Consider the following 17,034-nt stretch of genomic DNA (forward strand, 5'->3'; position numbering starts at 1 on the left):
AAGAAAAGCATGACATCAGAAAATCAAAACCCGCTTGTTCTCGATAAAAACGAAGAAATTTCCCAGCAAAAGGCAGACGATATTCGTCTCCAGCTCCGCCAGGAACCAGAGGTGCAGCGTCTCGCCCAGCAAATTGATGTCAAAAACCAAATGGAGCTGCTTGAGTACGGAAAGGAGCCGGCTGTTGAGATTTCCAAGTTCTCTGACCGCATCTTGGGGATGATGAAAACAACAAGCGTGACAGACTCCGGCACAATGCTGACTCAGCTTGGGAAAATCATGGACCGCTTCGACAAAAATGATTTTGATGAGCCGAAGGGATTAATGGCGAAAATTTTCAAACGCGGCGGCAGCATGATTGAAAAAATCTTTAAAAAGTATCAGACGCTTGGCGGAGAGATTGAGAAAATCCACGTTGAGATTTCGAAATACAAAGATGAGATGACGAAGACGAACCACACGCTTGATGAAATGTATGAAAACAATATCAAGTACTACATGGAGCTTGAAAAATACGTCGTTGCCGGGCAAATGAAGCTGGAAGAGATGCAATCAATCCTTCCTTCGTATGAAGAAAAAGCGGCAAGCGGAAACCAGCTGGCGCAAATGCAGCTCGATACATTGCGCAACGGCATCCAGGCGCTTGAGGAGCGGGTATATGATCTGGATATGGCGCGGATGGTGGCTCTTCAAACTGCACCTCAAATCCGTCTCCTCCAGCGTGGAAATGCAAAGCTGATCGGGAAAATCAACTCCGCGTTCATCATCACCATTCCGATTTTCAAAAACGGCATTATTCAGGCTGTTACCGTGAAACGCCAAAAGCTTGTGGCTGACTCCATGAGCGAGCTTGACCGCCGGACAAACGAGATGCTGAGACGAAATGCTGAAAATATCTCGAGCCAAAGTGTTGAAATTGCCAGAATGGCAGGAAGACCAAGCATAGATATTGAAACGATCGAATCCTCTTGGAATACGATAGTCAGCGGCATGCAGGAAACAAAACAAATCGAAGAAGAAAACAAACGCCTTCGGGAGGAGGGCGCAAGACGAATTGCCCAGCTGCAGGATAATATTAAAAAAGCATCCTTACAGCAATAAAAAACCCCCGCTTGTGCTTCACAAGCGGGGGTTTTTCATTTACATGAATTAACTGATGACAATGTGTAAAGACAGGTGTAAACTTAAACGGTAATGATTTTGCATATCAGAGGTGTTGGCAATGGGAAAACAACAGCCTATATCCCAGCGTAAGCTGCTGGGTGTCGCCGGTTTAGGGTGGCTGTTTGATGCAATGGATGTCGGTATATTATCGTTTATAATTGCTGCGCTCCACGTAGAGTGGAATCTGTCGCCCGAAGAAATGAAATGGATCGGAAGCGTCAATTCCATCGGCATGGCTGCGGGTGCGTTTTTATTTGGGCTGCTGGCTGATCGAATTGGCCGAAAAAAAGTGTTTATCATTACCCTTTTGTGCTTTTCCATCGGAAGCGGCATTTCAGCTTTTGTGACAAGCTTATCGGCATTTCTCATTCTGCGTTTTGTTATTGGAATGGGGCTTGGCGGCGAACTGCCAGTCGCTTCAACACTTGTGTCCGAAGCGGTTGCGCCTGAAAAGCGGGGCAGAGTGATTGTGCTTCTGGAAAGCTTTTGGGCAGTAGGGTGGCTCGTAGCAGCACTCATTTCTTACTTTGTGATCCCGAGCTTCGGCTGGCAGGCCGCCCTGCTGTTGACGTCACTGACGGCTTTTTACGCTCTGTACCTGCGGACGAGTCTGCCTGATTCGCCAAAATATGAGTCGCTTTCAGCCAAAAAGACATCGGTATGGGAGAATGTAAAAAGCGTTTGGGCAAAACGGTATATACGGTCGACCGTGATGCTGTCGATCGTTTGGTTTTGCGTGGTGTTTTCTTATTACGGCATGTTCCTATGGCTGCCGAGTGTCATGCTGCTGAAAGGCTTCAGTATGATTCAAAGCTTTGAGTATGTCCTGCTGATGACACTTGCTCAGCTTCCGGGCTATTTTTCTGCTGCGTGGCTGATCGAAAAAGCCGGCCGAAAGTGGATACTCGTCATTTACCTGATAGGTACAGCAGGAAGCGCCTATTTCTTCGGAACGGCGGATTCCTTAGGCCTTCTGCTTACGGCTGGAATGCTGTTATCATTTTTTAATCTTGGTGCATGGGGTGTTCTGTATGCCTATACACCGGAGCAATACCCGACAGCGATTCGCGCAACAGGTTCAGGAACGACAGCAGCGTTTGGTAGAATCGGCGGCATCTTCGGGCCGCTGCTCGTCGGAACGCTCGCAGCCCGTCATATTTCGTTTTCGGTCATTTTCTCGATCTTTTGCATAGCAATTTTACTCGCGGTTGTTTGTATATTGATTATGGGAAAAGAAACGAAACAAACTGAACTTGAATAGGAGAGGCACCTCTAGGATGGGGTGCTTCTTTTACATTTGTGCTCGGGGTGTTTCCCGGTTTTATTGATTGTCTGGTAGAGCGCCATGGGCAGCATAAACAAAATTGCAGTAAATCCTCTAACGGCTCCGATGTTGATATAAATTCACCTGCAAAACATGGTCCCGGCACATAGTGGCGTTGGAAAGGGGAGCGATGGTTCCTCGCGCAATATGAAACAGATATGTACAGCAAAACCCTTCGTTAAAAGGTTTCCAAAAGCTAGGCAGGTATGTTTGATTTCATACCACGTTTTATGCTGTGGTTTTGACAATATTGCACTTTTCACCTACTTCAGCTGAGTTCTTTTCCACTGCAGTAAAGCGTACAAATAATAGCAAGCCTCGGTTCATCAGATAACGCTGTACATATTTTTTGATCATCTAATAGTTTTGTAGTCATGAAACGCACAATAGGAGTCGATATAACAATTATTTTCCAGAAAAGGAGCAGGAAGTCATAAAAAAAGAAGGATTTCAGTAGAGTAAAAGCGTTTTCAATTAAAGAAGGGATAATTATTACCTGTAAAATACAATCATAAAGGAGGATTACAGAGCATTTAGAAGCATAAATAAGGCCATGTGGCTACATGGATGTTTATAAAGAAATGGTACAGAATAAAAGAGTATATGCTGTTTGTGTGGAATGTTACATAAGTGTTACGGTTATAAGGATTGTTTAATATGGAGGGAAAATATGAGTGTAGATGAGAAACCAATTAAGATAAAAGTCGAGAAAGTATCTAAAATTTTTGGGAAACAAAGAAAGAAAGCAGTTCAAATGCTTGCCAACGGAAAGACAAAAAAAGAGATCCTGAAAGCGACCGGATCAACCGTTGGGGTAAATCAAGCAGATTTTGATGTATATGATGGTGAGATATTTGTCATCATGGGTCTATCAGGGAGCGGTAAATCAACTCTAGTACGGCTGTTAAACCGGCTTATTGAACCGACTGCCGGAAATATTTACATTGATGGTGACATGATAACAAATATGTCTAAAGACCAGCTCCGGGAAGTTCGCCGGAAGAAAATCAGCATGGTCTTCCAAAAGTTTGCTCTGTTCCCGCACAGAACGATACTTGAAAACACAGAATACGGGCTGGAGCTTCAAGGTGTGGATAAACAAGAGCGCCAGCAAAAAGCGCTTGAGTCCCTTAAACTTGTCGGCCTTGAAGGATTTGAACAGCAATATCCTGACCAGCTTTCCGGCGGGATGCAGCAGCGTGTCGGTCTTGCCCGCGCGTTGACGAATAACCCGGACATCCTTCTCATGGACGAAGCGTTCAGTGCGCTTGATCCTTTAATTCGTAAAGATATGCAGGATGAGCTTCTAGATCTTCATGAAAATGTCGGGAAAACGATTATCTTTATCACGCATGACCTTGACGAAGCATTGCGCATCGGTGACAGAATCGCCTTGATGAAGGATGGTAACATCGTTCAGATCGGCACACCGGAGGAAATTCTGATGAGTCCATCTAACGAATATGTTGAGAAATTCGTTGAGGATGTTGATTTATCTAAAGTCCTCACAGCAGGCCACATTATGAAACGCGCTGAAACAGTGCGGATTGATAAAGGGCCTCGCGTGGCATTAACATTGATGAAAAACCTAGGGATTTCATCTATTTACGCAGTCGATAAACAAAAGAAATTGTTAGGTGTCATTCACGCGTCAGATGCGAAAAAAGCAGCTGAGTCTGATTTGTCACTTCAAGATATCTTGAATACAGAATTCACGACTGTACCAGAGAATACGTATCTGACAGAGATCTTTGACGTTGTTTCTGACGCGAATATTCCAATTGCGGTTGTGGATGAGAAGCAGCGAATGAAAGGGATTGTCGTAAAAGGCGCGTTAATTGGCGCACTCGCCGGCAATAACGATTACATTAATGTTGAAAGCAATGAACAAACACAAGATCCTTCTGTACAGGAGGTGAAGTAAGATGGATAGACTGCCTAGAATACCTTTAGCAGATATGATTGACCGTTTTGTTGACTGGATTACGATGACGTTTGGCGGATTCTTTGATGGAATCGCAAACGGATTGGCCGCTTTTGTAAATGGAATTGTCAGCGGACTCGGATTTATGCCATCTATTTTATTAACGATTATTTTCGCCGCACTTGCGTGGTGGATCAGTACGAGGGGAATTGCGTTATTTACATTGATTGGATTCCTATTGATCGATTATTTAGGATATTGGGACCCAATGCTGCAAACATTGGCGCTTGTTTTGACATCTGTGATTATTTCGATTGTGGTCGGGGTTCCGATCGGAATTTGGGCGTCCCAGAAAGAAACGGTTCGCCGTACTGTAACGCCTATTCTTGATTTAATGCAGACAATGCCTGCTTTCGTATATCTATTGCCGGCGATTTTCTTCTTTAACATCGGTGTTGTGCCGGGGGTTGTTGCATCTGTTATCTTCGCGATGCCGCCGACAATCCGCATGACTGTTCTCGGTATAAAGCAAGTGCCGGCGGATTTGATTGAAGCGACTGAAGCGTTCGGTTCTACGACAGCTCAGCGTTTGTTTAAAGTTCAGCTTCCGCTTGCGACAAAAACCATTCTGGCCGGAATCAACCAAAGCATCATGCTTGCGTTATCAATGGTTGTTATCGCCGCAATGGTCGGTGCACCGGGACTTGGTTCTGAAGTATACAGTGCCGTAACACAGCTAAAGACCGGGGTCGGTGTAGAGGCCGGTATCGCTATCGTCATCGTAGCCATTACACTGGACCGTATTACTCAAAATATTAAACTGAAGAAAAAAAGCAGGGGGAATGCCTGATGCTTAAAAAAATCTTCGGTATCGGCGTTTCCGCCATGCTGGCGCTCTCACTTGCGGCTTGCGGGTCAGAAAGCGATGAAAATGCAACCGCGGCTGAACAGGTAAATAAGACCATCACCGGGATTGACCCTGGTTCAGGGATAATGGCCTTGACCGACAAAGCGATGAAGGATTATGACTTGAATGACTGGACATTGATTTCGGCTTCAAGCGCTGCGATGACCGCAACGCTTAAAAAATCATACGACCGTCAGAAACCGATTATCATTACTGGATGGACACCGCACTGGATGTTCTCCAGATATAAGCTGAAATATCTTGATGATCCAAACCAATCTTATGGAAACGCAGAGGAAATCCATACGATCACGCGCAAAGGCTTCAGCAAAGAACAGCCGAATGCCGCAAAGCTTCTGAGCCAGTTTAAATGGACGCAAGACGACATGGGAGAAGTAATGATCAAGGTGGAACAAGGCGAAAAACCTGCCAAGGCCGCCGCTGAGTATGTGAAGAAGCATAAGGATCAGATTGCGGAGTGGACAAAAGGCGTTCAAAAGGTAAAGGGAGACAAAATCAACCTTGCCTATGTGGCGTGGGACAGTGAGATTGCAAGTACAAACGTAGTTGGCAAAGTCTTAGAAGACTTGGGCTATGACGTAACGTTTACTCAGGTAGAGGCCGGTCCAATGTGGACCGCGATTGCGACGGGAAGCGCCGATGCATCCCTTTCCGCATGGCTGCCGAATACCCATAAAGCATACGCCGCAAAATATGAGGGTAAATATGACGATATTGGAACCAGTATGACTGGCGTAAAGATGGGACTTGTTGTGCCTCAATATATGAAAAACGTTAACTCAATTGAAGACTTGAAGAAGTAATGAAGAAAGCAGCCTTAGCCAGGCTGCTTTTTTGAGTTAAGAAGCATTAGCAGCAGCTAGTGATTCCGCCTTCTGAAATGTTTTTAATACGGCGTTAGCCAAAATGTGAATGCCGTTGAACATCGCGTTCCTGTCAAAGGTCATGTGCGGATGATGGAGTCCTGGCTGTAGTCCGCAGCCGAGTCCGAGCATAGTTGTTTTGAGGTTCGGCATTTTTACGGCGTAAAAATGAAAATCCTCACCGCCGGTTGTGACAAGCGGTTCATCGAGCTGTTCAGCCCCGATGATGTCCGTAATGGCTTCTGCCATGATCGCTTCAGCTTCTTTGTTTTGTGTTGCTGCGGGGAGGCTATGTTCTTTTTGAAGCTCGATCCTCGCGCCGAATGCCGCGGCGACCGCTTCACAGGCTCTTTCTGTTTCAGTGATTAACGTCTCCATGGCTTCATTGGTCTGTGCGCGCAAATCAAGGCTGAACGTCGCTTTTCCTGGAATGGTATTGGAGCTTTCACCGCCGGCTTGAAGTTTGGTCATTTTAACCGTATGCGGGATGTTTGGGTCAATATGAATGAGTCCGAGCTTATGTACGAGAAATGCCGCAATTTCAATGCTGTTTTTCCCGAGATGCGGGCGGGCGCCATGGGCTTCCTCTCCTATGATTGTTCCCTCAATATGCTGGCTTGATCCGTGCAGAATAGATGGGGCACAGCGCCCGTTCTGTGTCTCCTGAATCGGACGGACGTGAACGCCGTACAAATAATCGACATTATCAAGCACGCCTTCTTCTATCATTTTCAAGGCGCCGCCGCCTTTTTCCTCAGCCGGCTGAAAGATAAAACGGATCGTGCCCTTCGGAAGCTCGGGTTGTTTTTTCAGCAGCATTAACGTGCCCAGCGCCATTGTCATATGTGAATCGTGTCCGCAGGAATGGTTGGCGCGGAATGTGCCGTTAACCTCCTGCCATAGCGCATCAATGTCAGCACGCACAGCTACAACAGGTGACCCTGAACCGATTTCGCCAATAACCCCGGTGCAGTCTGAAAACGTGTGAGTCCGGCACCCTAATTCCTCAAGCTTTTGTTTAAGAAATGCAGTTGTCTCATATTCCTTCCAGCTGACTTCAGGGTTCGCGTGCAGGTGCTCGAAGATGTCCATAACAGTTTGTTTCATGTCTTCGGAAAGCTTTTGCATGGGAAAAGTGCCCTCCTTCTATCAAAATGAATTTCCCTTCTTTACTTTATTTAATATTGAAACAGGAAGATAGGCTGTATATAATATAGCACATATTGCTACTCTTCAGAATAATTAATATTTTCAGACAGAGGGGATGGATAATCGAAATATGAGTATGCCAGCAGCCGAAACACAGCCTAAGAGAAAACGTACGACAGGTAAAATGCCTGACGCCTATGTCCTCTTATTTATTATTGCTTTCATTTGCGCCGTTGCTTCGTATGTTGTGCCGGCGGGAGAATTTGACCGCGTGACAAAGGGAGATGTCACCACTGCTGTTCCGGGAAGCTATCATTCGATTGAACAATCCCCGGTCAGCCTGATCAGCTTTTTTACTTCTCTGCAGGATGGAATGGTCGGATCAGCACCAATCATCTTTCTGATTTTATTCACTGGCGGCACCATTGCCATTTTAGAAAAAACGGGTGCCATCAACGGCCTGATTTACAATGTCATCAGCAAATTCCGCACAAAGCAATTATTATTTATTTGTATTGTCGGTGCGTTGTTCTCCATTCTCGGAACAACCGGAATTGTCGTGAATTCAGTTATCGGTTTTATCCCCATCGGCCTCATTGTCGCACGATCCTTAAAGTGGGACGCAGTCGCGGGTGCCGCTGTTATTTACATCGGCTGCTACGCTGGATTTAACTCAACTATTTTATCGCCGTCCCCGCTCGGTTTATCGCAATCAATCGCGGAGCTGCCGCTTTTCTCGGGAATTGGCCTGCGTGTTGTAATCTACATATGCTTTTTGCTGTCTTCTATTATTTATATCTATCTGTACACAAGAAAATTAAAAAAATCAAAGGATGCCAGTGTGTTAGGGACAAATTGGTTCCCCGCGGCAGGAATGGGTGAGGCGGGGAAAGAAGAAGATCAGTCAGTGGCGTTTACTGTTCGTCATAAGCTCATTTTGGCTGTGGCGGGACTGTCGCTGCTCGGATTTTTATACGGCGCTTTGAAGCTGGGCTGGTCTGATTCACAAATGGCTGCGACGTTTATTTTTATTTCTGTCCTTGGCGGGTTGATAGGCGGACTTGCGGCAAACGATATTGCCAAAACCTTCATAGTGGGCTGCCAAGGCCTTGTATATGGGGCGCTGATTGTCGGGATGGCAAGAAGCATTTCTGTCATCCTTGAAAATGGCAAGCTCCTCGATACAGTCGTCAACGCATTGGCTTCGCTTTTGGATGGATTCAGCCCGATTGCCGGTGCGATCGGCATGTATATCGCCAGTGCGCTGCTTCATTTTCTCATCTCTTCTGGGTCTGGGGAAGCCGTTGTATTTATTCCAATCCTGGCGCCGCTTGCTGATTTGATGGGAATTACGAGGCAGGTCGCGGTGGAAGCGGTTATGCTTGGAGAAGGAGTCGTCAACTGTGTGAACCCGACATCCGGCGTTCTCATGGCGGTGCTTGCCGCCAGCGGCATTCCGTACGTCAAGTGGCTCAGGTTTATGGTGCCGCTTGCTCTGATTTGGTTCTTGATCGGACTTGTATTTATTGTCATAGGTGTCATGATTAATTGGGGGCCGTTTTAACGATTACTGCCCGGCGGCTTGTACGGGCGGGCTTTTCATTTAATCGTTGCAGAAGCGCAGGCTGTTATTGTAACATGTAAGCCATAAGCCATAAGCCATTCGTAAAAGTGCGGGAGGAAGGTCATGAATAATCTGCTTAATAGACTTTCAGGCGTGAATGGGAAAAATAAGAGAGTAAAAGAAAAAGAACAAAAGATCTGGTCGGAGATCGGCAAGTTAGCCGGGGCGTTTGCGCTGCTGGATGTGGTTATCCGCGGCATTATGTTTGCATTTCCGTTTAATGAATGGGTCTCGAGCCTTGTGTTTTTGTTCATTATCATCTTATATTACTGCATCAGGGCATCTGCTTCTGGAATGCTGATGCCGAAAATAGACACCGACGAAGAACTGCATAAACGGGTGAAGCAGCAGTTCATAGAATCAATAGCTGTCGCCTTTGCGGTAGTGGTGCTTACGATGTATGACAGGGGGATTCCCCATACATTCTTCGCTTGGCTGAAAATGATCCTTCTATTTATCGTCTGCGGCGGCGTTCTGTTTTTGCTTCGATTTGGAATCGTGAAGCTGTCTTACAGAAGTACGGTAAAAAAGGAGTTTAAGAAGAAATCATCATAGAGATGGTTTCTTTTTTGTTCATAAATCAGACAAAACTTTTCTCTTGCAATAGTTTGTGAAATATTGCACAATATAAATGTGAAATACTTCACAAACAAACATCAAAGAAAAACATACCCTGGAAGGATGATTAATGATGAATACACATGTGAATAAAGTAGCTTTAATCGGAGCGGGTTTTGTTGGAAGCAGTTATGCATTTGCGTTAATAAACCAAGGGATCACAGATGAGCTTGTGGTCATTGATGTAAATAAAGAAAAAGCAATGGGCGATGTGATGGACTTAAACCACGGAAAGGCGTTTGCGCCGCAACCGGTCAAAACATCTTACGGAACATATGAAGACTGCAAAGATGCTGATATTGTCTGCATCTGCGCCGGAGCAAACCAAAAACCTGGTGAGACACGCCTTGAATTAGTAGAAAAGAACGTGAAAATTTTCAAAGGCATCGTCAGTGAAGTCATGGCGAGCGGATTTGACGGCATTTTCTTAATTGCGACAAATCCGGTTGATATTTTGACTTACGCTACATGGAAATTCAGCGGCCTGCCAAAAGAGCGGGTGATCGGAAGCGGCACAACACTAGATTCTGCGAGATTCCGTTACATGCTGAGTGAATACTTTGGCGCAGCGCCTCAAAACGTGCACGCGCATATTATCGGAGAGCACGGTGATACAGAGCTTCCTGTCTGGAGCCACACAAATGTCGGAGGTGTGCCTGTCAGTGAACTTGTTGAGAAAAACGATGCATATAAACAAGAGGAGCTAGACCAGATCGTAGATGACGTGAAAAACGCCGCTTACCATATTATTGAGAAAAAAGGGGCGACTTATTATGGTGTTGCAATGAGCCTAGCCCGCATTACAAAAGCCATTCTTCATAATGAAAACAGCATTTTAACTGTCAGCACATACTTGGACGGACAATACGGCGCAAATGACGTGTACATCGGCGTTCCGGCTGTCGTAAACCGCGGAGGTATTGCAGGCATCACTGAGCTGAACTTAAATGAGAAAGAAAAGGAACAGTTCCTTCACAGCGCAGGTGTCCTTACAAACATTTTAAAACCTCATTTTGCAGAACAAAAGGTCAACTAAACGCAACTTTAGAGTAAAGGGCTGATTGTCAATGTGGGAGCAGTTGTATGATCCGTTTGGAAACGAGTATGTGAGCGCACTTGTGGCGCTCACTCCGATTCTCTACAGCTATTATTAAAACGCGTTTTTAGAAGGTGCGGCCGGTTTTGGTGTTCCGCTTGCGATTAGTGCGGCGCTGCTGAAGAACTGGAACTCATTTTCAGTTTCGTAGGCAAAGCCGCCGATATTGTGGAGGAAGAACTGAAACGTCTGAAGCGGTAAGTGAATTTTGTGCATAGCTTGGCCCGTTCCCGAATAAATTGTACAAGTTACGTAAGAGAAGGGAGTACGGGCCGGTGAATATTTTTTTGAGCTATATTGTGCTGGGACTGTCCTTGTCTGCGCCAGTGGGACCTGTGAATGCGGCGCAAATAGACAAAGGAATTAAAAATGGTTTTTGGCATGCTTGGATTTTTGGTTTAGGCGCCATGACAGCGGACGGACTGTACATGCTTTTTATCTATTTCGGACTTTCACAGTTTTTGACCGCTCCATTTGTAAAAACGTTTTTGTGGCTCTTCGGCTTTTTTGTTCTGACCTATACCGGAATTGAAACGCTGAAAAATGTCAGAGAACCGATGGATGTGCGAAGCTCGCGAGGAAAAACGTCATATAGGAAAACGTTCGCTTCGGGTTTTCTCATTTCACTGTCAAATCCATTGAGCATCCTGTTTTGGCTCGGAATTTACGGGAGCATACTTGCGAAAACAGCAGAGGCCTACAATATGAATCAGCTTTTGATCTATAGCTCCGGCATCATGCTCGGCATTTTAATCTGGGATTTTTGCATGGCGATCACAGCCAGCATGTTCAGAAATCTGCTTCATGAAAAGCTCTTAAGAGGATTGACCGGAATCGCGGGTGTATCCCTCCTTATATTTGGCTTTTACTTCGGTTATCAAGGCATCAAACAGTTATTGGGCTGATTCATGAAGGACAGTCACCTGCCGCCTTCAGTTTTAATATAGTATCCAGACGATACTGGAGGTGGATCAATGGTGAATGGGATTTACACCAAAAGTTTTCTGGAACGTAATCAAGCTGAACTCCCTGAATGGCAAAGTATCGCTTTTGAGCTCTTGGCAGAAACTGTGGCTGATGACGCGGATACGTTTCCGTGCATTCCCGGACGCCAGGCGTTTCTGACTGATCAGCTTCGCATTGCTTTTGTCGGAGATCCGCGGGAAAACCGTACAGCGGAGGAGCTGGCACCATTGCTTGCGGAGTACGGCAGGATATCGCGGGACACGGGAAAGTACGCATCCCTCGTTGTGTTGTTTGATACACCGGAAGATTTGGCTGAGCACTATTCGATTGAAGCGTATGAAGAGCTGTTTTGGAGCTTTTTAAATAGACTGAGTCATCAGGACAAAAAAGAGTGGCCGGAAGACATTCCGGCCGATCCCGAGCATTATAAATGGGAGTTTTGTTTTGACGGCGATCCGTACTTTATTCTGTGCGCTACACCGGGGCATGAGCAGAGAAGAAGCCGGAGCTTTCCTTATTTTATGATCACGTTTCAGCCAAAATGGGTGTTTGAAGACTTAAATGGATCAACCGCATTTGGCCGCAACATGAGCAGGCTGATCCGCGCACGGTTAAAAGCCTACGATCAAGCCCCAATCCATCCGCATTTAGGGTGGTACGCTGGAAAAGATAATTGCGAATGGAAACAGTATTTCCTGCGTGATGATGAACAACAGGTATCGAAGTGCCCGTTTTCTTATTTAAAGAATATGTTGAACAAAATGAAATAAATCACGAGCTGGCAGGGCGGTCTTTATGTCCCTGCTTTTTTTGATAGATCATCGTAACGATGGCAATGATCACGAGAAAGCCTATGCTTACAAAAAAACCGGGCCGGCTTGATTTTTCAAACAGTGTGCCGGATACAGCCGCAGCAATCAGAATCATCGCTGAATAAATTTGCGTTTTCCCCATTCCTTCAGGATCAGTCAGCTTTTTGCTGGAGAACAGGATAAACAGCCAAGTGTATAAAAGCATAAGCCCCGCAGCTGTCGTCATGTGCTCATAAATGTTTTTGGGGAGCACTAAAGACAGAATGATGGAGAGGACAAGCCCCGCAAACGTCAGCCCCAGCGCCGGCCAGCATATTTTTTTGCCTTCCTTTAAAGTAAAGCATTTCGGCGCGTCTCCGTCATCAGCCATCGTACATAGCAATGTTGTAACTGCAAACAGTGAAGCGACGAGGGTCGAGAACCCGGCAATAATGAAAATCCCGTTAAAAATATCAAGGATGATCTTAAGGTTATATCCTTTTAACGACGTAATGAACGGGCTGTCCTGTTCAGTAAACATGTCTAAGGGAACCAGCAGCAAGGCCAGTCCGATCGAAATCATATAAATAATTGCCAGCGTCGCCAGCATTAGTTTCCCTGATTTAGACGCTTCTTCTGGTTTTTTTAAGTGAACCGCCATCAGCCCCATGACCTCAATTCCGCCAAAAGCGTAAAACGCGTAAATTAAACCTGTCCACAGCCCCATGACGCCATATGGGAAAAACTCACTCGTTTTATTAGGAACCTGTACATCGTGGTTTCCGCCAGACAGGATACCGCATAATGCCAGGATGGCAATCACAATAAACATAAATATAGCGGCTGTTTTGATAACTGCCAGTACGTTTTCAGTCTTCTCAAAAACAGACAGCCCGGTGAAAATAATCAGTAGCCCAAGTACCGCGTAGATTGATGCAAATACCCATAGCGGCACTTGAGGGAACCAGTGCTTCGTAAATAACGAAATGGCTGTCAATTGGCTTCCGGTAATCAGCATTTCTGATGACCAGTACACCCAGCCATTGCTGAAGCCGGCCCATCTTCCGAATGCTTTTCTTGCATACGCACAAAACGAGCCTTTTTCCGGCTGCTTTGCCGACAGCTTAGCAAGCTGCTCGAATACAAAATACGTGCCGATTGCCCCGATCAGAAATGATAGCAGAACGGAGAAACCGCTTTTCACTATTGCAATGCTGGAACCGAGAAAAAATCCTGTTCCGATTGTGCAGCCTATACCGATTAGTGACAGCTGCCACCAGGCCAAATTCCCTTTTTGCTGGTCTTTTTTTGTTTGACTCATCATCAATTCAACCCCTTTTATCTAAGGTTAGATTGCGTCCCGCCCGAAGCTTATATACATCAGATTTTTGCCTCTTTTTACATGGAGAGGGCGGCGAACGCTCATACTAAAAAAAAGGAGCAAAGCAATGACACAGCACTATATCGTTGAACCGAAAAAAGGGCTTGGTCTGAAGTTGAAAAAAGGGCAGATTTTGAAGGTGGTGGATGTAGAAGGGCAGCAGGTGGCCGTTTTTTTCGCGTACCATGCCAAGGATTTCTATGAGCATCTTGATCAGGGTGCAACGATTGATGCCAATCATTCCATTCATGTGAAAGTCAACGATCATATCTACTCAAATCTATACAAACCGATGCTGACGCTCATTGAAGATACGGTCGGCAAGCATGATCTGCTGCTTCCAGCCTGCCGTCCTGATATGAACAGACTGTTATACGGCAAGCAAAAGGATGAGATTCAGGATACGTGCTATGACAATATGAACCGTGCGCTTGAGCAGTTTGGCGTCCTGAAGCCTCACATGCACTACCCATTTGCGATTTTTATGAATACTGTCCTTGATGAGAAAGGGAACCTGTATGTGGAAACACCGCTTTCGAATGCCGGAGATTATGTAAGGCTTCGGGCGGAAATGGATTTGATGTTGCGTTTTCTTCCTGCCCGATAGAAAAAGGGAAGTGCAATGGCGATAGTGTAACGTCAATACGGGTGGAAGTCAGCTGATCTCTCTTGTTCACTGTGAATCAAGACCTGTGCTATATTTAATAGGGATACATAATAGTCATGATTCATTTTCATCAATTTGGGGAAATGATCAAATAAGAAACAGCGAATTGTACAGGAGGAATGATTGGGATGAGCATGCAGGAAAAAATTATGCGTGAATTACATGTGAAGCCCTCAATTGATCCAAAGCAAGAAATTGAGGACCGAATCAATTTTTTAACACAATATTTGAAAAAGACCGGCGCTAAAGGCTTTGTGTTAGGAATCAGCGGAGGGCAGGATTCAACTCTTGCAGGGCGCCTGGCCCAGCTTGCGGTGGAACGCATTCGCGAGGAGGGCGGAGACGCTCAATTTATCGCGGTCCGTCTTCCGCATGGCACACAGCAGGATGAAGACGATGCCCAGCTTGCTTTGAAGTTCATTAAGCCTGATAAATCATGGAAGTTTGACATTAAGTCCACAGTCAGCGCGTTTTCTGATCAGTATCAGCAGGAAACCGGAAATCAGCTGACTGACTTTAATAAAGGAAACGTAAAAGCGAGAACAAGAATGATCGCTCAATACGCGATCGGCGGCCAAGAAGGCCTTCTTGTCATCGGCACGGACCATGCCGCTGAAGCTGTGACTGGTTTCTTTACGAAGTACGGTGACGGCGGAGCGGATCTCCTGCCGCTGACCGGATTGACGAAGCGTCAAGGAAAAAGCCTGCTGAAAGAGCTGGGTGCATCGGAACGCTTATACTTAAAAGAACCAACTGCCGATCTGCTCGACGAAAAACCGCAACAGGCGGATGAAACAGAGCTAGGCATTTCCTACGAGGAAATTGACGATTATCTCGAAGGAAAAAAAGTATCAGCGAAAGTCTCAGAAGCGCTGGAAAAGCGCTTCAGTATAACTGAGCATAAACGTCAGGTTCCGGCGTCTATGTTTGATGACTGGTGGAAATAGGATAGAAAGCCCGCTCTCAGAGCGGGCTTTTCAGCATATCGGCAAACCCTCGCATACGTTGAGTCTTGCGCGTTGGTGTTCACGCATTGCTGAAAAAAGATGATAAAATCCTAAAACATAAACCGTTTTAGGATTTTATCATGTGAAAGACCTTTATTTGATGAGGATATGATCCAGCTTTACGATCAATCTGTCGGAGGCTGCCTCTTGTATCAGTGGCTAATGTAAGACTGGCTCTTGCGAAAATCGTTTCTGCCGCATCCTGAATTGACATGTTGTCTGTTTGGAGATGATCTAAAAATAGGTGATGCCAATCCTTCCATGCAGCGGTCGATTTGTTTGGCGGCCCATGAGTTTTTTCCTTCTGCTCTTGTGCGAAGCCGTTTAACAAGGTTTTTTTGAAGCGATTCGTGTAAAGTGGTGAACTCGCCTGCCGTCATGCCTAAGCCTGCCGCAATCGTCATAGGCACAATGATGATGCCGCGGTATGTATCGGTCAAGGAGGCCAGCAAGCTATAATTGAACGCCCGCCATAGGGATAGCTTTGAAAATCGTCCTCCGCGATCTCCGGCGGTTCATGGAGCGCAGTGCAAAACCCATTTTTTCAGGATCATACACGTAAGATGGTTTCTGCCTCCTGTGCAGTTCGAAAACTGTTTGTGTTTTTCCAAAACCGAAAGCCCCGTTTATCCATATAATCAACGCCATTTCTCCATTCCTCCAAAAAAGACCCTTCGATTGAAGAGCCAGCGGGAAAAACAATCAAGGCAGTGTGATTAAAATATTTTAATGCTTTTTTGCGTCGAAGTATTAAAATGAATGAAGATATGTTGTACAATGAATGTCATTCAAGCAAAAACGCTTGAACAACCAAGAGCAGGCTAACCCTGGTAAAGCATGAACGAAAAAGGACGGGCAAGCCGGTATCTATATAAATATCCGTAAAATAAGCATATAATGAATATAAAATTTCATTCCTTAGGAGGATTTCGCCGAAGATGAATGCTAAACGAGCCATCCCAGTAAGAGAAAGAAATATCGTCCTGATCGGATTCATGGGTGTAGGAAAAACGACAATCGGCCAATTGGTCGCTAAAAAATTATATAGAGATTTTATCGATATTGACCAAGAGATCGAAAAGGATTTTAACATGTCAATCCCTGAGATGTTTGAGGAAAAGGGAGAGGACTTTTTCCGGAAAACGGAGAAGGAATATATTTTAGACATCTGCCATCATAAACGATTCAAAATCGTCTCTCTGGGCGGTGGGTCTTTTAAACAAGAAGAAATCAGAAAGTGCTGTCTGGAAAACTGTCTTGTGCTCCATCTGGACCTGTCATGGGAGAACTGGAAGCAGCGTGCGGATTTATTGATCGAGAGCCGCCCTGTGCTGCATAACCGTTCAATGGATGAAATGGAACAGCTGTTTAACGAAAGAAAAGTCATTTACGACAAGCACAATTCAAAAGTCGCAACAGACAATCTTTCTCCGGAAGAGGTTGCTGATTACATTGTAGAGACATTAAAAATCGGCTGGGATCTTTATCAGCCAATGTAAAAGCCGTGCAGTGTGGTCTTACCCCTGTCAAGT

Annotated in this window: 14 protein-coding genes and 6 pseudogenes; 16 read left to right on the forward strand and 4 right to left on the reverse strand. The window is 45.4% G+C overall.

Annotated elements, in window-relative coordinates; all coding sequences use genetic code 11:
* Positions 1-9: 9 nt before the first annotated feature.
* Both MOF34_RS18125 and niaP read left to right on the forward strand, forming a co-directional pair.
* On the forward strand, positions 10-1,101 hold the full coding sequence (locus MOF34_RS18125; protein ID WP_268401200.1) for a toxic anion resistance protein: 1,092 nt from the start codon (positions 10-12) through the stop codon (positions 1,099-1,101).
* Positions 1,102-1,222: 121 nt separating this feature from the next.
* Positions 1,223-2,425 carry a niacin permease NiaP gene (gene niaP / locus MOF34_RS18130; RefSeq protein ID WP_268401201.1) on the forward strand — a complete coding sequence of 401 codons (1,203 nt, stop codon included), beginning with the start codon at positions 1,223-1,225 and terminating at the stop codon, positions 2,423-2,425.
* 294 nt (positions 2,426-2,719) lie between these two features.
* Here the strand turns inward: niaP and MOF34_RS18140 are convergent.
* Positions 2,720-2,864: pseudogene (locus tag MOF34_RS18140) on the reverse strand (ArsR family transcriptional regulator); the annotation flags it as partial.
* A 294-nt stretch (positions 2,865-3,158) separates the two neighbouring features.
* Here MOF34_RS18140 and opuAA point away from each other — a divergent pair.
* The 3 genes from opuAA to opuAC are packed head-to-tail and all read left to right on the forward strand — an operon-like array spanning position 3,159 to position 6,143.
* Positions 3,159-4,412: a glycine/proline betaine ABC transporter ATP-binding protein OpuAA gene (opuAA, locus tag MOF34_RS18145; protein WP_268401202.1), complete on the forward strand. Its 1,254-nt coding sequence runs from the start codon at positions 3,159-3,161 to the stop codon at positions 4,410-4,412.
* A 1-nt stretch (position 4,413) separates the two neighbouring features.
* Entirely contained in the window at positions 4,414-5,262 is an 849-nt protein-coding gene (gene opuAB / locus MOF34_RS18150) for a glycine/proline betaine ABC transporter permease subunit OpuAB (RefSeq protein ID WP_268401203.1), read from the forward strand.
* Complete coding sequence (opuAC, locus tag MOF34_RS18155; protein WP_019713240.1) at positions 5,262-6,143, forward strand: glycine/proline betaine ABC transporter substrate-binding protein OpuAC; 882 nt, start codon at positions 5,262-5,264, stop codon at positions 6,141-6,143. Before opuAB ends, opuAC begins: the two co-directional genes overlap by 1 nt.
* Positions 6,144-6,179: 36 nt before the next feature.
* Here opuAC and MOF34_RS18160 read toward each other — a convergent pair whose 3' ends face one another.
* Positions 6,180-7,331, reverse strand: coding sequence for a M20 peptidase aminoacylase family protein (locus MOF34_RS18160; protein ID WP_268401204.1), 1,152 nt, complete (start codon positions 7,329-7,331; stop codon positions 6,180-6,182).
* Positions 7,332-7,482: 151 nt separating this feature from the next.
* Between MOF34_RS18160 and MOF34_RS18165 the strand changes: the two genes are divergently transcribed.
* From MOF34_RS18165 to MOF34_RS18195, 8 genes and pseudogenes are all read left to right on the forward strand, one after another.
* Positions 7,483-8,916 (forward strand): YfcC family protein, encoded by a 1,434-nt coding sequence (locus MOF34_RS18165; protein ID WP_268401205.1) that lies wholly within the window; start codon positions 7,483-7,485, stop codon positions 8,914-8,916.
* Positions 8,917-9,039: 123 nt separating this feature from the next.
* Positions 9,040-9,531: a DUF6773 family protein gene (locus tag MOF34_RS18170; protein ID WP_019713243.1), complete on the forward strand. Its 492-nt coding sequence runs from the start codon at positions 9,040-9,042 to the stop codon at positions 9,529-9,531.
* 133 nt (positions 9,532-9,664) lie between these two features.
* A complete protein-coding gene (locus MOF34_RS18175) occupies positions 9,665-10,630 on the forward strand; it encodes an L-lactate dehydrogenase (RefSeq protein WP_268401206.1) in 966 nt (321 codons plus the stop codon).
* Positions 10,631-10,661: 31 nt separating this feature from the next.
* Positions 10,662-10,736: pseudogene (locus tag MOF34_RS18180) on the forward strand (hypothetical protein); the annotation flags it as partial.
* 12 nt (positions 10,737-10,748) lie between these two features.
* Positions 10,749-10,811, forward strand: a pseudogene (locus MOF34_RS21090) (L-lactate permease); the annotation flags it as partial.
* Positions 10,811-10,891: pseudogene (locus tag MOF34_RS18185) on the forward strand (MarR family transcriptional regulator); the annotation flags it as partial. The pseudogenes MOF34_RS21090 and MOF34_RS18185, both read left to right, overlap by 1 nt.
* Positions 10,892-10,965: 74 nt before the next feature.
* Positions 10,966-11,595: a LysE family translocator gene (locus MOF34_RS18190; protein ID WP_019713248.1), complete on the forward strand. Its 630-nt coding sequence runs from the start codon at positions 10,966-10,968 to the stop codon at positions 11,593-11,595.
* A 69-nt stretch (positions 11,596-11,664) separates the two neighbouring features.
* Positions 11,665-12,426, forward strand: a complete 762-nt coding sequence (locus tag MOF34_RS18195; protein ID WP_268401207.1) for a YqcI/YcgG family protein — start codon at positions 11,665-11,667, stop codon at positions 12,424-12,426.
* Between the two features lies 1 nt (position 12,427).
* On the opposite strand, the gene MOF34_RS18200 is transcribed toward MOF34_RS18195, so the two are convergent.
* Entirely contained in the window at positions 12,428-13,768 is a 1,341-nt protein-coding gene (locus MOF34_RS18200) for an amino acid permease (protein ID WP_268401214.1), read from the reverse strand.
* Positions 13,769-13,895: 127 nt separating this feature from the next.
* Between MOF34_RS18200 and MOF34_RS18205 the strand changes: the two are divergent.
* Both MOF34_RS18205 and nadE read left to right on the forward strand, forming a co-directional pair.
* A pseudogene (locus MOF34_RS18205) lies at positions 13,896-14,491 on the forward strand (DUF1989 domain-containing protein).
* Positions 14,492-14,623: 132 nt separating this feature from the next.
* On the forward strand, positions 14,624-15,442 hold the full coding sequence (gene nadE, locus MOF34_RS18210) for an ammonia-dependent NAD(+) synthetase (protein ID WP_268401208.1): 819 nt from the start codon (positions 14,624-14,626) through the stop codon (positions 15,440-15,442).
* 153 nt (positions 15,443-15,595) lie between these two features.
* Here nadE and tmrB read toward each other — a convergent pair.
* A pseudogene (gene tmrB, locus MOF34_RS18215) lies at positions 15,596-16,144 on the reverse strand (tunicamycin resistance ATP-binding TmrB).
* A 296-nt stretch (positions 16,145-16,440) separates the two neighbouring features.
* On the opposite strand from tmrB, the gene MOF34_RS18220 reads away from it, so the two are divergent.
* Complete coding sequence (locus MOF34_RS18220) at positions 16,441-17,001, forward strand: shikimate kinase (protein ID WP_019713252.1); 561 nt, start codon at positions 16,441-16,443, stop codon at positions 16,999-17,001.
* Positions 17,002-17,034 lie beyond the last annotated feature (33 nt).

It is taken from the genome of Bacillus sp. T17B1 (assembly GCF_026796395.1).
Classification (GTDB): Bacteria; Bacillota; Bacilli; order Bacillales; family Bacillaceae; genus Bacillus; species Bacillus spizizenii_A.